14 protein-coding genes and 1 pseudogene are annotated in these 17,084 nt (G+C 61.3%); 6 read left to right on the top strand and 9 right to left on the bottom strand.

The genetic code is table 11. From position 1 onward, the window contains the following. The coding region (locus AruPA_RS20145; RefSeq protein ID WP_265638537.1) for a BrnA antitoxin family protein at positions 1-216 on the top strand (216 nt) is incomplete at its 5' end. 120 nt (positions 217-336) lie between these two features. Here the strand turns inward: AruPA_RS20145 and AruPA_RS20140 are convergent. Further along, positions 337-795, bottom strand: coding sequence for a BLUF domain-containing protein (locus AruPA_RS20140; RefSeq protein WP_265638536.1), 459 nt, complete (start codon positions 793-795; stop codon positions 337-339). Next, positions 779-2,548 carry a bifunctional diguanylate cyclase/phosphodiesterase gene (locus AruPA_RS20135; protein WP_265638535.1) on the bottom strand — a complete coding sequence of 590 codons (1,770 nt, stop codon included), beginning with the start codon at positions 2,546-2,548 and terminating at the stop codon, positions 779-781. Before AruPA_RS20135 ends, AruPA_RS20140 begins: the two co-directional genes overlap by 17 nt. 333 nt (positions 2,549-2,881) lie before the next feature. Here AruPA_RS20135 and AruPA_RS20130 point away from each other — a divergent pair. From AruPA_RS20130 to attM, 3 genes and pseudogenes are all read left to right on the top strand, one after another. Next, a pseudogene (locus AruPA_RS20130) lies at positions 2,882-3,042 on the top strand (transposase); the annotation flags it as partial. A 96-nt stretch (positions 3,043-3,138) separates the two neighbouring features. Next, positions 3,139-4,425: a hydroxyacid-oxoacid transhydrogenase gene (locus AruPA_RS20125; RefSeq protein ID WP_265638538.1), complete on the top strand. Its 1,287-nt coding sequence runs from the start codon at positions 3,139-3,141 to the stop codon at positions 4,423-4,425. Between the two features lie 23 nt (positions 4,426-4,448). Next, the gene (gene attM, locus AruPA_RS20120) at positions 4,449-5,237 is read left to right on the top strand and encodes an N-acyl homoserine lactonase AttM (RefSeq protein WP_265638534.1); all 789 of its coding nucleotides are present in this window, start codon (positions 4,449-4,451) and stop codon (positions 5,235-5,237) included. 202 nt (positions 5,238-5,439) lie between these two features. Here attM and AruPA_RS20115 read toward each other — a convergent pair whose 3' ends face one another. The 7 genes from AruPA_RS20115 to AruPA_RS20085 all read right to left on the bottom strand — a co-directional run bounded on the left by AruPA_RS20115 (position 5,440) and on the right by AruPA_RS20085 (position 12,669). Further along, a complete protein-coding gene (locus AruPA_RS20115) occupies positions 5,440-7,026 on the bottom strand; it encodes a DUF2786 domain-containing protein (RefSeq protein ID WP_265638533.1) in 1,587 nt (528 codons plus the stop codon). A gap of 541 nt (positions 7,027-7,567) precedes the next feature. Further along, positions 7,568-8,455, bottom strand: a complete 888-nt coding sequence (locus AruPA_RS20110) for a lipopolysaccharide assembly protein LapB (protein WP_265638532.1) — start codon at positions 8,453-8,455, stop codon at positions 7,568-7,570. 404 nt (positions 8,456-8,859) lie between these two features. Then, a complete protein-coding gene (locus tag AruPA_RS20105; RefSeq protein ID WP_265638531.1) occupies positions 8,860-10,035 on the bottom strand; it encodes an alkaline phosphatase family protein in 1,176 nt (391 codons plus the stop codon). Further along, positions 10,002-11,657, bottom strand: coding sequence for a recombinase family protein (locus AruPA_RS20100; RefSeq protein WP_265638530.1), 1,656 nt, complete (start codon positions 11,655-11,657; stop codon positions 10,002-10,004). Before AruPA_RS20100 ends, AruPA_RS20105 begins: the two co-directional genes overlap by 34 nt. Further along, entirely contained in the window at positions 11,654-12,007 is a 354-nt protein-coding gene (locus tag AruPA_RS20095; protein WP_265638529.1) for a DNA-binding transcriptional regulator, read from the bottom strand. The genes AruPA_RS20100 and AruPA_RS20095 overlap by 4 nt, the downstream gene beginning before the upstream one ends. Next, entirely contained in the window at positions 12,004-12,360 is a 357-nt protein-coding gene (locus AruPA_RS20090) for a type II toxin-antitoxin system RelE/ParE family toxin (RefSeq protein WP_265638528.1), read from the bottom strand. The genes AruPA_RS20095 and AruPA_RS20090 overlap by 4 nt, the downstream gene beginning before the upstream one ends. A gap of 69 nt (positions 12,361-12,429) precedes the next feature. Beyond that, the gene (locus AruPA_RS20085; RefSeq protein WP_265638527.1) at positions 12,430-12,669 is read right to left on the bottom strand and encodes a hypothetical protein; all 240 of its coding nucleotides are present in this window, start codon (positions 12,667-12,669) and stop codon (positions 12,430-12,432) included. Between the two features lie 523 nt (positions 12,670-13,192). On the opposite strand from AruPA_RS20085, the gene AruPA_RS20080 reads away from it, so the two are divergent. Together AruPA_RS20080 and AruPA_RS20075 are read left to right on the top strand one after the other, a co-directional pair. After that, positions 13,193-14,428 (top strand): DUF932 domain-containing protein, encoded by a 1,236-nt coding sequence (locus AruPA_RS20080; RefSeq protein WP_265638526.1) that lies wholly within the window; start codon positions 13,193-13,195, stop codon positions 14,426-14,428. A gap of 153 nt (positions 14,429-14,581) precedes the next feature. Then, positions 14,582-16,774: a ParB/RepB/Spo0J family partition protein gene (locus tag AruPA_RS20075; protein ID WP_265638525.1), complete on the top strand. Its 2,193-nt coding sequence runs from the start codon at positions 14,582-14,584 to the stop codon at positions 16,772-16,774. Positions 16,775-17,084 lie beyond the last annotated feature (310 nt).

The following is a 17,084-nucleotide window of genomic DNA, read 5'->3' as shown; positions in this document are numbered from 1 at the left end:
GATCAGATCAATACGCAGGCGATCCCTGAGCAAAGGGATTGGAGTGATGCCCAACGCGGAGTGTTTTTTCGGCCGGTGAAACAGCAAATTACATTGCGGCTCGATGCCGATTTGATTTTTTGGTTTAAGACGCGAATTGGCGACGGCTATCAAACCAGTATCAACAATGCCCTGCGCGAATACATTGCGCTCCATGCCCATGAAACTCAACCATGAGTGTGATCGCCGTCTAGCTTGAGGTCCGCAGGCGGGCTTTCTTCCGGTATTTCTAAACCGCGATAACCGATATTATCGCGCGCAGTGGAATTATTCGGGGGGCTATCGGGGGAAAGGGCATCAAGCGATCGCCCAGAGATCTTCCTGATGAACGAGTTGGCGCAGAAGGAGCAGAACTTTCGCGCCGGAATCGGCATGATTGTCGGCGAAAATGTCTTTGAACAGCGCTACCGCGAGTGGATCAGGTGACGTCGCGGATGGATCACCAACGAATGCCATCGACCATTCGGTAAAGTCGCGTTCGACGGCAGGACCGAATTCAAGTACCGTTACGTCTGAATGCCGCGGATCGATCTGTATCCTCTCGAAACAGCGTTCGACCGCCTCACGTTCCCCTTCGAGGGTTTGTGCGAAGCAGTTATTGGCAAACAGCAGCGCGCCGGTGAGGCCGGCAGGCCGGTTGTTGCGACGGGAAGTGGCGAGGATCGACTGTAACTCAGCTGTGATCGTTTCGGGCGAGCCGATGAGTTCGCACCGACTGCAATAGACCGCGCGGTAAAAATTATTTTTCATGATCATGACCTCTCAGGCGTCGGCTCCCTGCCGGTGCCACGGGTTCGGGGTTAGGTGCGGATGCGATTGGCGACTGTGGCGAAAACAAAGCGGACACCATATCGGATGGCACCGGATGGCTGATCAGGTATCCCTGCATCTGGTGACCGCCGCTGGTTTCCACGAAATCGGCCTGCGCGTCGGTTTCGATGCCTTCCACCGTAACCGTCATGCCAAGATTCGAGCCGAGGGCGGCGATGGCGCGCACAACTTCACGGCCGCTGCCACCTTTTCCATCGATCTGGCTGACGAAGGAGCGATCGATTTTTACCTTATCGAAGGGAAAGCTGCGCAGTTGGCTGAGCGAGGAATAGCCGGTCCCGAAATCGTCCATGGCGATGCTGACACCGAGGGCGCGCAGGGCGTGCAAGGTCTCCAGCGTTTCGGCATTGTTGTGCATCAGCACGCTTTCGGTGATTTCGATTTCGAGCCGGCTTCCTGGCAGTCCACTCGTGGTCAGTGCATCGGCGACGGCGCAGATCAGGCGTTTGCTGTCGCTGAACTGCATGGGTGAGACGTTGACCGCGACCCGGACGTCGGCGGGCCAGGTTGCTGCGGTGCGGCAGGCGTGGCGCAGGACCCACTCTCCGATCGGGACGATCAGGCCAAGTTCCTCGGCGAGCGGGATGAACTCTGCCGGCGAGACTATGCCGCGGGACGGGTGCTGCCAGCGAAGCAGCGCCTCGAACTCGGTGACGCGACCGGAGGCAATATCGACCAAGGGTTGATAATAAAGAGCGAATTGGTTGAGTGCCGTAGCGCGCCGCAAATCCGTCTCAAGCGCGAGACGGGCCTGAGCGCGCGCATTCAATTCGGATTTGAAAAAGCGGATACAGTGGCGCCCGGCGGCTTTCGCATCGTATAGGGCGAGATCGGCATGACGCATCAAGGTACTTGGATCGTGCGCATCGGACGGAGCAACGGCAATGCCGATGCTGGCGCCGATGTTGGCGAGATGGCCTTCGACCAGATAGGGTCTACTGAGGAGATCGATCAACCGTTTACCCAGAGCATCGACGCCATCGAGGTGCTGGAGCAAGACCGCAAACTCGTCGCCTCCTAACCGGACCACCACGTCCTCCTGGCTTAGGCAGGCGCGCAGACGCTGACCGACCAGGCGGAGAAGCGCATCGCCAACCGGGTGGCCGAGCGTGTCGTTGACCTGCTTGAAGCGGTCGAGGTCGATCATCAGAAGCGCGGCAGACGCATTCGGTTTCGTGAAGATGGCGGCCAACGCGGCCTGGAACACACGCCGGTTGCCGAGACCGGTGAGGGGATCATGCAACGACGATTCCCCCGCCGCGCGGGAGGCAGGAACCCACAATAGTAGACGACCCAAGGCAAGCCTTCGGATTCGGATAACGATGTCGCCAAACACAAGCCGCGCTTCAATGCCAGCGAGATCCGAAGCGCTCATTGCGCTACAGCGATCAAGGACCGTCGTGCGTGCATCGGCATCCAGCGCTGAAGAATGGGCGATCAGTTTTGTAAGGGGATAACCACGACTCGGCGGCGCGCCATAATGACCGAGCCGAATTGTCGCGGGGATGTTGCAGAGCATGACCCGCAGCCGGGCGTCGAGCAGGATGGCACCATCCTCAATGACGAGGAAGCTTTCGCGTAAGGCGGCAGCCTGGTCGGATGTGGTCGTTCGAATGACTGACCGGGCGATGTTCTGGTCGTCAGTTTGGATCGGCGGTTGGGACGAGATCTGGTTCATCGCTCGGACATATCAATGAGACCACCTACATCGCATTCGAACCCTTAACGAACCACTAATGGCGCTAATGATTAATTATGTATCTGCCATGGCGCGACTAATTCGAGACCACCCCCCCCTGCCGTATCGCGCATTCCGTTGATCGCGATCATGACGTTCACCATGCCTGAGGCTGGCGTTTTCGAAGGGCGGTTTCATGTTTCACAGCGAACACGACCAGGCGGCCCGATGGAATTGGGTGGCTCCATAGTAATCTTGCGACGGGCGCTGACGGTGATCGATCGTACGCTGATCGAGGTTAGGCGGCGGAATGGTTGGGGCGTGGTGCAGATTGCGGCAAGCTGGGACCGCGTCGAGCGGATCATCGCGCGCGTCGAGGCTGGACTGCCGCGTACCCTGTATCAAAACATCTACAGCGCGCGCGGCCAGCTGAGATTTACATCAAGGCGTGGAAGGACCATCTCGCGGCCGACCGCACCTCGTGCTCGCGGGCTCGTCGGAAACGCAAAATACGGCATCGCTTGCACCAATCTGAAAATCTGGCATATCAGTCTAGTCTTTGCGGCGTAGATCGCATACTGGAGGGAACAGTGAGTATTACCGCCGCCAGTGGCATGGAGAGCGTGTTCTCGCTAGAGGCAACTCAACTCAAATTCGGGGTTGGTGCTGCCGATGAACTAGGTTGGGAACTTTCCCGGCTTGGTATGGGACGTGTCATTCTAGTCGCTGATCCCAAACTCCACGAATTCGACCTGATCGAACGCATTGAAAAAATTCTCGCTGATGCCGGCATCCAATATCACCGGTTTGAGGATATCAGCGTCGAACCGACAATCGAGAGTTTCACCCGCGCTGCCGCCTTTGCGTCCGCGCATCCTGCGGATGGCTTCGTCGCCCTCGGCGGTGGTTCCACCATCGACACTGCCAAGGTTGCCAATCTGATCAGTACGCATGGAGGTGCGGTGATCGATTACGTCAATCCTCCAATTGGTGGTGGCCGCAAGCCGCCCTCTCCGCTTCGCCCGCTGATCGCGCTACCGACAACCTCAGGTTCTGGGTCCGAGGCCACGACGGTGGCCGTACTCGACATACCTGAACTGAAATTGAAAACTGGGATATCACACCGCTACATGCGGCCCACAGTCGCTATCGTCGACCCGTCGTTGGCCCGCACGACGCCGAGTGGCGTCACCGCGTCAGCCGGTCTTGATGTGATTTGCCACGCGGTTGAAAGCTATATCTCGAAGCCGTTCAATCAGCGCCCGAAGGCTGCCAGCCCGGATGATCGGCCACCCTATCAGGGTTCCAACCCGGTCGCCGACATCTGGTCACTGCAGGCGATCGAATTCGGTGGCAAATTTCTCGCTCGCGCGGTAGCCGACGGCGATGATCTCGAGGCGCGCGGCACCATGATGCTCGGTGCCACTATGGCCGGGATCGGTTTCGGCACCGCAGGCGTTCATATCCCGCACGCCTGCGCTTATCCGATCGCAGGGCTAAAACATGTCTATCACGCGCCCGGATACGCACGAAACCACGCCTTTGTGCCGCACGGATTCTCGGTCATCGTGACCTCTCCCGCCGCGTTTCGCTACACCTATGATGCGGCGCCTGAAAAGCATATCCGCGCTGCCGAGTTGTTGCGTGGCCATTCGATAATCGATCCCAACTCAGAATCGCTGCCGCACGCCCTGATCGATTTAATGAAAGCGGTCGGCGCGCCATCCGGCATCGCGGAGCTCGGCTACACCGAGACTGACATCCCAGTCATCATCGAGGGAGCCTTGAAGCAGCAAAGACTGCTCAGCGGCGCGCCCAAGCCGGTCGACGCGGCGGTGCTCGATACCATCCTTCGACAGTCAATCCACAATTGGTAAGCATCTAGCCTCCGGAGACATCAATGTCGGACATTCGCCTCTACATGTTCAGCTGCGGTACGTTGAAGACGATCACCGCTTCGATCAAGATGAATCAGGGCAATGAGCCCTATGAGATCCCGGTGCCGTGGTTTCTGATCACCCATCCGAAGGGCAACGTGGTGATTGATGGGGGCAACGCAGCGGAGGTCGCCATCAATCCCCGCGGCCATTGGGGTGACGTCTGCGACGTTTATGAACCCGTCATGCGCGAGGACGAGGCCTGCCTGCCGCAACTCGCCTCACTTGGTATTGATCCGGCCAGTGTGCGTTATGTCCTGCAATCGCATTTACACCTTGACCACACGGGCGCGATCGGGAGGTTCTCCAACGCTACCCATCTCGTCCAGCGCGCCGAATACGAATATGCTTTCACGCCTGATTGGTTTGCAGCCGGGGGTTACATTCGTCCGGATTTCGACCGACCTGGCCTCAAGTGGCACTTTCTAGATGGCAAATTCGACGATCATTATGACCTTTATGGTGATGGCGTCATTCGAACCATTTTCACGCCCGGTCATGCTCCTGGTCATCAGTCATTCCTGATCACTCTCCCGCGATCTGGACCGATGTTGCTAACAATTGATGCGGCTTACACGACCGATCATTGGGATGAAAAAGCACTGCCAGGCTTCCTGGCCAGCACGGTCGATACTGTCCGATCAGTTCGTAAACTCCGAGCGCTGGCTGAAAAAACTGGTGCAGCGGTGGTAACGGGTCACGATCCAGTTGCGTGGCCAACCTTCAAACATGCGCCTGAATTTTATGATTGATTGATACAGGCCCTGCGGATCGGAGGGAAATCGCTGGAGGGGCATTGTCAGGTAGACGAGGGTATCGCGTGTCCGTAGTGATTTCGCATGATCGACACGAGCTCGATGTTATCTTTGACGGCGTATCGCTTTCCCCGATTTGGGGTGGGGTAATCTGGCGTCTGGCAATTTGTCTGTGTTCAGCAGGGTCGCGTTCATGGGCTCAAACCGTTGTTGTAATGCCGGGCGCGAATTCGAATTTCTCACCGGCTTCCTGTCCAGCGGTATAGGCATCACGAATGACGCGTTTGCCCGTAGCGTGGGACCTTTGACTTAGATGGAGCCCAAGCTTGGACATTTCTTCTTCGATCATGGCCGATTTGACAGGAACCAGATCTCGGCCGGACGCGCTACGGATGGTCTCGTCACGGGCGGCGCGCATCGCACCGAGCTTGGCGGAAATACCGCGGGAAAGCCCGATCTGAAACGAGTTGGTTGCTGACCTGCGATCCCCTTTCATCTCTTCGTACAGGTCGCTCCGGCGGAAAACGGCGGTCTCCGTATCGAAGGCGCGCTCGACCATCTCATAGAGGTATTGTGCAGCCGTGACGTCGCTGCGAAGACCGAAGAAGATGTAGCGCAGCGGCGCGCCTTGAGCGCGTTCGGACCAGACCCGGCAGTCAAAGAACGCGGCGATTGCGGGAATGCACTCGTCGATCGGCGCGATCCGGCGCCGGTTGGTCTGGATGCCGATCCCCTCGCAGGGCTGCGCCTGCAGCTCGAGTTCGTTCAACGACAGCCCGTACCGATCGAGCAATTCGGCGACCTTCTCCGCAGCCGCCATAGCCTCCTGTTCGGTACAGCCCTGAGCGACGGTTTTCGCGCGCAGGCCCTGGATTCGTTGCACGAGCCGGTCCAGTGGCAGGTCGCTGTTACTGGTCTGCCGATTGCCCTGCCGGGGACGGAGCCGATCGAATAGCAGGCGGATGCGGGAGGGCCACCCGCGCGTCGCAATGGCTTCGTCGAGCGTGCGGGCAATGATATCCAACGTCAGCCCGACGGATCCACCGCGTTCGCGCAACCAAACGGTTTCAAGCTGCGCGGCGGCAATGCACTCGAATGCATCCGCCATGAGCTCATCTTTCGCGTCGCGTGCGGTGAGCGCCGCGTCCAACGCGTCAAAAATCCGGGTCTGATCCGCTAGTCTCCGGGTGCGCAGCATCAGTTCCTGACTGGGTGGCTTGCCCGCCAATGCGGCCCAGTCTTGCGCAAGGGCGTACAACGCCTCGTCGATTTCCTCGTAGAGATCTGGCTCATTGCCGTCCGCGGGCGGACGGTTGAGGCCGGGAATTTCTACGGTTCCGTGTCGAACGACATGGGTATAGACAGCCTCGGCCCAGCGGGCGTTGGCAAAGCTGCCCTTTCCACCCGCTGCTGCATGGCTCTGGGCGACGGCCAGAGCGTCCTGATCGAGCGGTGTGACCGCACCGATCAGATAACCGCATCGATCACCGGTCACGGCGATGCGGGCGACGATGGGGATTTCCAGTGGAAACGGCGGCAGGTCGGCACTTTCGATCGCCAGCGTTTCCCCGGCCAGGATATCGTGGACGGTAAGGCGGCCATCCGCCTCGGTCTTCTGAATACGGAGCAATCGGAAGCGTGCTTTGGCAAGCGCTGCGAGGGCTGCGGCATCAATGGATGAAACCTTCCCCCGGCTGCGGGCAAGACGATCAAAGGCGTTCGAGCCGCTGGCAGAGGGTTGCGACACGAGCAGGTCGGCCGACAGCAATATCGCATCCGCCATCATCGCTATTATCCGGTGTTCCGCAATGGAGGAGTGCGGCTGCTCGCGTGGTGCCCATTTTCGCATGAGAGCGTCGGCACGACCCGGGGCCACGAAATCGATCGCCGCCGTAAAAAATTCTTGAAGCCGCGCGTGGAGCCCTGGTGAAGAAGACATAGTCCGTGCTGTCGCAGGCATAATTCACTCCCGGATGAATTTCGGAGTTTAGCAAGCCCTGTATCGAGTCGCATACCCGCTGAGCCATAGCGATCAGGGCGATCGGGTGAAGAAGTAGGTGACAAACCGATGATGCGCTTAATCTATGCGTGTCCTCGATTGCTTGATAGGGGACAGCCATGGACGAGACGACACAGGACGGTGGCAAGGTCTTCGCACCCCTACATGCCAAGACGGCCCTCAATGCCTCGCGTGGTCTTGGCCCAATTCTTCCGCATGATAGAGGCGTTATCATGCGGAAGAATCACGGCGAAGGAGACACGAATTCGCAGTGGCAGTAGGCCATTCCAGCTACACGACCCGAAGGACACGCTCACGCCCGATAGCCCTATCGGTTCGGCGCCATGGCGGAAGTGACCCGGACCAGCCATTCGATGGCGCCATGGGTGGCACGCCAGGCTGCCCCGTTGTCCCTGACATATTCGCCGGCCTCATCCTCTCCCCCCAGCGTGACATACCCGTCCCGTGAGGCAACCAGCGGACGTCGTCCGGACAGGATCTCAGGGACATAGCTGTTTTCCGACCAGGCTGCTCCCGCCAGACTGTCCGCTTCCGGACTTTCCTCCCGAAAAGCCAGTAGCGCCCGCGTATAGAGCCACATCGCGGTACCGTCGTCTTCGAACTGGCCCAACAACTGTTTCAGGGCAGCCGTAAGGCCGAGCGCCAGAAGATAGCCGGCCAGCAGATAGCGGATACCCTGGTTATCGTTCGGGTTGAGTTCCAGCATCGCCTGGCAATGCCCGATCGCTTCCTGATGCTGGCCCGTCGCCCAGAGCGCGACCGCGAGACCTTGCCGGGCCCGCATATACGGCCGAGTCTGCAGAAATCCCCAGAAATGCCCAGCATACTCCTGGAACCCTTGGGACCCAATGGCTTGTTCGCCCCCCTCGACGCCACGCCGATAATAGGCCAATGCCTGTTCAACCGAGCGAGCATCTTCTTCTGCCAGAAGCACGTAGGCATCGGCACAGCGGGGGAATATCGTCAGCGCCTGCCTCGCCAGCCTGATCCGCTCACGCCGGTCCGTCGCATCCCAGGCCCGATACATGACGTTCTGGGCGGCCGAGCTTGGATCGTCGTCTCTTGCATGGTCAAACAGCCCCGCCATCATCCCTTCCATGCCGCGCCGGTCTGGCAGCGAGGGCGTGGCGCTGATCTGATCCCCGCTGCGCGATTGCCGGAGCGGTTTTTTTCGTGGCTTTTTCGATACAGGCATGCGGCTCCCCTTTCCGCCCCAGAATGCCACCATCTCCTCGTCGTGGCCACTCTTTCAGTTTAATCGATTATCCTGACTACCGTGCAGTTCGACCCTGTATGCCCGATCCGCCGCGGGCAAAGTTGCCCGACACTTGTGCGTTCCGGTGGATCGCGATCATCCATTCTGGCGATCGTGCTCATTGGGATCGGCGCGGTGATGATGGGTATCCAGGGCAATCGCATTTCAAAACATGCCGAGCAATCGTAATAGGTATTCGTCATCCCATCCGGCGGATTACCGAGGGCAGCGTCCATCGCGGCACGCAGCCCAATGAGGCCCCCATGGTCGCCGCGATCGACTGCAAATGCTTCGGGATCAAACGGCGCTCTGGGCGCTTGGGGTCAGGCGCGGTGGGCTGTGTTTCAATCACGGGCCTGAAAACTACCGAGCGGCGCGCCGTGTGCGGCAGCGTAGCGGGCGAGGTAGGCCATGACGCGGCGGTAGCTGGCGGCGCCTTTCGAGGCGATCCATTCCTGTTTCATTTGCTCGGCACCGGACACTTTCAGCAAGGCCGTGGGATTGTATAGGTCGGCGGGCGCGAGGAATGCGGCGTTGCCGCGGGCGGCGACGAAGCCCGGCGTGAGCAGATGACCGGTTTCGCCCGATTTCCGTCGCAGGGTCTTGTCGATCGGGCAGGTGCCCTGCTTGACGGTTGGAGGCACGCCGATGGGCTGGGTGACATAGGGCGCGCCATCCGGGTGGCTCGCCCAGATTCCACCGATCACCGCGGCGTTCTGGTCCCATTGCGACAGCGGGGGCACACCGAGCACCGCCTCGATCGTGCGCATCACATTCACCTGCGAATATCGCTGCGTCCGCACCACCCCGGGTTTCACCCACGGCCCGTAAGCGACCAGAAAACTCCGGTGTGCATCGATATGATCAGCGCCGGACTGCGCATCATCCTCGGTCACGAACACCGCCATGTGCCGCCACGCCCGCGTGTTCGACAGCGCGGCCACAATTGCCCCGGTCGCCCGATCGTTGTTCGCAACATAATAATCCGGCGTGTAGTAACACGGATTGCTGCCGGCGGTGTGGTCATCCGGCAGCCAGACATAGATGAACCGCGGCAGATCATCGCGATGCGCCGCAATCCAGCGCGTCACCACCGCGGCGCGCGTGGTATCGAGCAACATCCGGTCCCAGCCCGGATACCCCGCATCGGTATCCGCAATCAGACTGGGCCGCACCGCCCCGGCGCGGTCACGCGCAATGAATTCGCCGAAATTCTCGAACCCGACATGGTGGCGCGCCAGATCATCGAACAGGAAGCGCCCGTTCGGATAGGAAATCCAAGGGTTGGTCGCCGGCCGCTTCAACTTCGCCAGATCGATCGCATCGGCGAACGGATCATCCGGATCGTTGTCCTTCGCCGGATCGGCCAACGGCTGTGTCCAGCCCGGATTGCCCTGCAAGCCGCGATTGGAATAATACGCCGCCCAACTCCGCTGCACGAAATCGGAATCACTTGCCGCCGTCGTCCACTGATGGCCCTGCGCCGTCACCTCGCCATCGGCATCGAAATCAACAAACAATGCCCCATGCCCCGCCAACTCGGAATAAAGCTGGGCACGCCGCCAGCCGCCGATTTTACGCCGCCGGCGGCGGCCAAGGTGCGCAGCAGGTTTCCGCGCGATCCCATGATCCTGACTTCACCATCGGCGACCTCGACCCGTTGAGCGAGCGCGCGAAGGTGATCGCGGCGGTAACCGCCGTCTGGACCGCGTAGCCGTTGGCGCGCTGCGTCGGCGAATGTGCGGAGCTTAGTCGGGGTGATCTCTGCCCCGACGGCATCCAACGCGATGGTTGCGCGCTCGGCGTCCACCAGGGCCTGGAATTTCAGCGCTCGCAGTTCGGCGATTCGCTCTTTGAGCGATTCGTCTTCGATGTCGGCCACGCCGCTCTCAATCGCGTCATAGAGCCGTTTGAGCCGGGCCTCGGCCTCGGCGGCTTTCTTGCGGAGTTCCGTGGCGTGCGCCGCCCTGCGTTCGGTACGCTCCTGGCGGCGATCAAGGACGACGCCCAAAACCTCTTCCAGCCGGGCCGGATCGAGCAGTCGCTCCTCCAGATGCTTGGTCACCAGATCGTCCAGCCGTTCCATGGGTATCGAGCGCCCTTTACAGCCCGTATCGCCCTGCCGGGCCGCGATGGAACAGGTGTAGTAACGATAGCGCCCGGATTTGCCGGTGCGAATGGTCATGGCGCCGCCGCAGTCCGCGCAGAAGCAGATGCCGGTCAGCATCGTCGGGCCGCCGACGACCTGGGGAGGGGCGACCTTGGGATTACGCGATTTAAGGTGCGCCTGAACGGCGTCGAACGTGTCCCGGTCGATCAGCGGCGGGACCGCGACGGCAATCACTTGATCGATGGGATTCACGGCCTTTGTCTTGCCGCGCTTGTTGAACTCGTGGCGGCCGATATAGGTCGGGCGGGTCAGGATACGATGGACCGCGCCCACGCCCCACCGCCCGCCAGTGCGGGTGTAGATTTTACGCTCGTTGAGGTGTTTTGCGATCGCCTTCACGCCCATGCGGCCGGACACGCCATCGCCCTCAAGGGCCAGCTTGAACACGAGCCGCACGGTGTCAGCGTGGAGTGGGTCGATTTCCAGCTTCTTTTTGACCTTCGCGCCCCGCTTCTCAGCGTCCACGACGCGATAGCCGATCGGCGGTAGGGAGCCGTTCCAAAAGCCCTGCCGCGCATTCTCCTTCAAAGCCCTCAAGGTATGTTTGGCGTTCTCCTTGGACTGGTACTCGTCGAACAGCGCCATGATCTGGCGCATCATAATGTGCATCGGATCATCGCCCAGTTCCTGCGTCATGGAGACAAGACGGACGCCGCTTTTCGCAAGCTTCCTGACGTAGAATTCCAGCTCGAAATGGTCTCGGAAAAATCGGCTGAAGGAATGGACGACCACCATGTCAAAGGCGGCAGGCTTGGCGGTGCCCGCCTCCATCATCTTCTGAAACTCCGGGCGGCGGTCATTCGTGGCTGACGCGCCGGGTTCCACATAGGTTTCGACGAGCTGGTATCCGCGCGAAGCACAATAGCTTTCGCCTTGCTTGCGCTGATCTGGAATCGACACGTCATGCTCGGCCTGCCGCGCCGTCGAAACGCGCAGGTAGAGGGCGGCGCGAAGGGGGATGCCGCTCGTCATGCCGCCTCCGCAGCCATTCCAGCGTTGCTATCCCTCGCCGGAACCTTGGGCGGCTTCGCCCTCAGCGCCTTCTGAACTGCGTTTGGGTTGCGGTCGATGACAAGGAGATAGGCGCGGGTTGGCCCCTCGGGGACACGGCGGCCCTGCTCCCAATGGCGCAGGGTGTTGATACTGAACCCGAAGCGGCCAGCGAATTCCTCCTGGGTCATGTCCAGCTTGATCCGGATCGCCTTTACATCGATGTCCTCGGGGACGTGGACACCGTAGCGGCTGGCGTCCCCCATTCCCTCGGCATAGGCCAGCGCCTCCTCAAGCCCGCGCCGGATGCTGTCTGCAACCTTGCTCTTCATTGTGCTCTCCTCGCGTAACGCTCGACTAGCAGTGCGGTCAGGCGGCGAAAATCGTTGCGGTCGGCTTGGCAAATGTCGGCCCGTTCGCTCTTGGCGTAGGCGGTTAGAGCGAAGATCGGCATGGCATCGCTGTGGTAGTAGTAAACCACTCGCGCACCGCCCCGCTTGCCGCGGCCTTCCAAGGCCCAGCGCAGCTTGCGCACGCCGCCGGTCCCGGGAATGAGGTCGCCGGCCGACGGATTGCAAGCGAGATAATCACCCAGCAAGCCGCGCTCCTCCTCATCCATGATACGCCGCGTCGCGGCCAGGAACTCGGGCGTCTCGACGACGCTGACGGGGGCTGGCCCGAACATTGTGTTTACTACTCCATTGGACAATTCAACGCAAGATATTCGGGTGATCCAATGTATGATTCACTGCGGCTACTGGGGCCTGAACAATTCATCGAGGATGTCGCCAAACCACGCCTCAAACACGTCCACCTCGCGTTCGGTGACGGGCACGCGCTCTGACCAGTCGTCAATCACTCGCCAGCCGATCAGGTCATGCTTAACCGGTCGCCCCGGCTTGCGATCGGGCGTGGTGGCGTAGTCGTACAGGTCAGACGGGATCGAAGTGTCTTTGATGCTGCAAGTCCGGCGATGTGTGCGCGCAACGGTCATTCCTGCCAATTGCACTGTCTTAACTCTTGGGGAATGGTCATCAGCCGTCTTGCGTAGAAACGGCGGTCGCTGAGCGTAATTAAGTACGATTTCCATTAGCTTTTGACGGCGACTAGAGACCAGCCCCCGGTTCCGTTCAAAAAGTCCAACCGATCCCATCTCCCGCCATGGCGATCTTTATTACCTGCCGCCCGAGACGTCGCTCAAGCACCTGCTGCCAGGGGCCTGGATCGCGTAATTTCTGATAATGGTGTTTTGATCGAGTATTTGGCGGAAAGTACTTTCTTGCGCGCCGGCAAGCGTGCGCTGGAGAACATTTGAGGATGATAGGCTGGCGGTTACCCATGACGTCCATGAGGCGCGGCTTGGAAATGGCACTTGTTCTGGTGTCGGTGTCGCGCAAATTTCGCCGCGCGTAGCGAACGTCGTGATCAGTTTTCGAGGGAGAGTGCCGAGCGGCTTTCCGTGACGGGCATTTAGGCTGAGAGAGAGGCTCTCGGCCGGCCCGTCGTGGAGAAGTTCCATGGTTCAGAGCATTGCTGGCAAAGGCCGTAACAGCGTCCACAGCCCGGTCACCGCCAAGCCTGTCGTCGCGGGTGCGACGGGCGCCTACAAGGTCGATATTTCGCGTGGCGAGCGCATCGGCCGGGTGTCATCCGAGTGGTTTTCCCGGCCGGACGATGAGCGGTACCTTTCGCTCGGTTCGCTGTATGAGTCCGTCCACGCGCGGGCAGAGCGCGCTACGGCGCGTACCGTCGAGACCCGGAGTCTGCGCATCGAGGCGAGTCGGGATAATGCGGAGCGGATGTCCCTGATCGCGCCCGGCCGCGACGAGCCGATCGCACCGACCCATTGGTCGTTCGGCCAGATGTGCAGCCTCGTCGGTGCGCCGGCGGGCTATCTGCGCCAGCTACCGGCACCATTGGCGGGCATCAACATGCAGCACGGCCTGCTGTCGCACCGGGCCGAGTTGGTGAAGACGCTGGAAGCCGAAGACGGCCGCATCGAGCTGCGCGCAGTCACCGGCCCGGATTACGGCCGCATCTGGGATCATGAGCTGGTCGCCGCCGTGATGCGGATCGCCGGCGATGGAGTGGGTGATACGCGGTGGAAGGTGCCGGGCCTGCTCGACTGGTCCAGTATGACCCACAACCCGTATGTCGAGGTGACCAAGGACACCACCACCTTGTATGCCAGCGACCGCGACGTGTTCCTGTTCCTGGTGGACGACACCAACCCGATCGAGGCGGGCCGCCTGCCGAACGGCGAGCCTGATCTCTACTTCCGGGGCTTTTATTGCTGGAACAGCGAGGTCGGCTCGAAGACGCTTGGCATCGCCTCGTTCTACCTCCGGGCTGTGTGCATGAACCGGAACATCTGGGGCGCCGAAGGCTTCGAGGAGATCAGCATCCGGCACAGCAAATTCGCCGCCCACCGCTTCGCCCATCAGGCCGCGCCGGCGTTGGAGCGTTTCGCCACCTCGTCACCGGCACCCTTTGTTGCCGGCATCAGGGGCGCCCGCGAAGCCATCGTCGCGCATAAGGACGAGGAGCGCGAGAGCTTCCTGCGCAAGCGCGGCTTCTCCAAGCCGGAGACGGACAAGATCATCGCCACCGTGCGCGAGGAGGAGGGTCGGCCGCCGGAATCGATCTTCGACTTCGTACAGGGGATCACCGCATTCGCCCGGACCAAACCGCATCAGGATGCGCGGCTGGATCTGGAGGGGCGTGCGGCAAGGCTGCTGGCGAGCGTCGGCTGAATGAGGTGGACATGGAGCCGATCATCCGCTGATCGGCTCCATGTCGGGTTTGGTGCCGGGGCAGTCCGATAGAGTGAGAGGGCTGCGCAGGATTTCGTGACGGGTTGCAGGTCGAGAGAGAGGCTTTCGGCTGCCCGTCGCGGAGTTACCGACATGGCCAAAACCGTTCAGAAGATCACACTCAGCGCCTCGCGCGACATCCCCTTCAACCAGTTGGTCCTCAGCCAGTCCAACGTCCGGCGGATCAAGGCTGGTGTTTCGATCGAGGAGCTGGCTTTGGATATCGCGCGGCGCAGCCTGCTCCAAAGCCTGACCGTGCGGCCGGTGCTCGACGCCGATGGCGCCGAGACCGGCCTGTTCGAAATTCCTGCCGGCGGACGCCGCTTTCGGGCGCTGGAGCTGCTGGTCAAGCAGAAGCGGCTGGCCCGCACCGCGCCGATCCCGTGCGTGGTCCGCACCGAAGGCATCGCCGAAGAGGACAGCCTTGCGGAGAACGTCCAGCGCGCGCCGCTGCACCCGCTCGATCAGTTCCGCGCCTTTCTCACCCTGCGGGAGAAGGGCTTGACCGAGGAGGAGATTGCCGCGGCGTTCTTCGTCGCGGTTGCGGTGGTGAAGCAGCGGCTGCGGCTTGCCGCCGTCTCGCCGAAACTGCTCGATGTCTACATCGGAGACGGCATGACGCTCGACCAGTTGATGGCGTTCACGGTCAGCCCCGATCACGAGCGCCAGGAGCAGGTTTGGGAGGCAATCCTGCGGTCCTACAACAAGGAGCCGTACCAGATCCGCCGGCTGCTCACCGAGGGTGCGGTGCGCAGTTCCGACAAGCGGGCGCAATATGCCGGTGCTGCGTATGTTGCGGCAGGAGGTGCGGTCATGCGCGATCTGTTCCAGCCGGATGATGGCGGCTGGCTGCAGGATGCCGGATTGCTTCAGCGCGTGGTGTGTGAGGCGCTGGAGCACGATGCGGCAGTGATCCGTGCAGAAGGCTGGAAGTGGGTCGAGGTGGCGATCGACTTCCCGTATGGGCACACTTACGGGCTGCGACTGATCGCCGGCGAGCAGCCGCCTTTGACTGAGGCGGAGACCGCTACGATTGAGGCATTACGGGCGGAAGCCGAACAACTTGAGGAAACCCATGCGGGTCAAGATGAACTGCCGGGCGAAGTCGAGCAGCGCTTGGGCGAGATTGAAGCAGCGCTGACCGCGATCGAGAGCCGGACGGTGATCTACGATGAAGCCGATATCGCGCGGGCCGGCGCCTTTGTCAGCATCGACGGGTCCGGTCGGCTGCGGGTCGAGCGCGGTTATGTGCGGGCGGAAGACGAGCCGCCGGTCGCCGAGCCGGAGATGCTCGATCCCGATACGCACGCCGCTGCCTATGGCGGCAGCGGGAACGAGGAGGTCGACGGCGAGTATGTAGCCTCTCAACACGACCCCCGATCCGATACGGCGATTGCAGCGTCATCGGGCGAGGGTGGCGCGCCACCGGCTGAAATGCCGGAGGAAGACGAGGGGCTGCGACCGATCCCCGACAAGCTGATGACCGAATTGACGGCCTACCGCACGCTCGCGTTGCGCGAGGCGGTCGGCGCTGATCCGGCAACCGCGTTCCTTGCCGCATTGCACGTTCTCTGCCTGAAGCTGTTCTACCGCTACGGCTCGGATTCTTGCCTGGAGATCGAGCCAAAGAGCGTGATGTTCGGCAACCAGGCACCGGGACTGGCCGATACGCCTCCGGCCGTTCGGGTTGATGCGCGGCACCGCGGCTGGGCCGAGCAACTGCCCGAGGACGCCAGCACGTTGTGGGATGTGCTCCTCACCTTCGACACCGACAGCCGTGATGCGCTGTTCGCCCATTGCGTGTCGCTGACCATCAACGCGGTGCATGAGGCCTGGAACCGCCGGCCCAAGGCCATCGCACACGCCGACCGGCTGGCTGATGCGGTGTCGCTCGACCTGGTCGCGACTGGAGGGTGGCAACCTACTGTCGACAACTTCCTTGGCCGGGTGACAAAGGCCCGCATTTTGGAGGCCGTGCGCGAGGCCAGGGGTGACGCCCTCGCTCAGTCGATCGACCACCTGAAGAAGGGCGAGATGGCGGTGCGGGCGGAAGAGCTTTTGGCCGGTACAGGTTGGTTGCCGGAGCCGCTGCGTCCGCCTGGCTGGCAAATGGCCGCTGTGACCGTGGAGGAGAATATCGGCGCTTCCGAAGTGGTGTCTGCCACCACCACGATGGCCGATGAAAATTCCGCAGTTCAGGACAAGGAAACTCCCGTCGATCGGGCGGAGACCGACACAGGTCTTGAGATGATTCCAGCGGCCGATCACGCCATCGCCGCGGAATAGCCGCTACCAATCCAGCCACCGAGGGACCCGTCGATCGTGACGGGTCCCTTTCGTTTTGGATGCCAGTGCCATGTCTAAGTCAGTAACCGAACTGGCGCGTCGCCTGGCGCGCAACGCCGAGCCGGTGTGCCGCCACTATCTTTCCAATGGTTATCGCCAAGGTCGCTACTGGCTTGTCAAATCGCGTCCAAACGCGACCCCCTTTTCGCGTCCAATTCCGACCCCTTTGGGCGTTAGAAACAGCGTTAGCGGCGGGGGCTTATCCACGTAGTGCATAGGGGGGACCCGCGCGCCGCGGAGTGCCCGACGA

Origin of the sequence: Acidiphilium sp. PA, assembly GCF_026191915.1 — a bacterium.
GTDB lineage: Bacteria > Pseudomonadota > Alphaproteobacteria > Acetobacterales > Acetobacteraceae > Acidiphilium.
The sequence above is the reverse complement of the archived record's forward strand: the minus strand, read 5'-3'. Positions and strand labels throughout refer to the sequence as shown.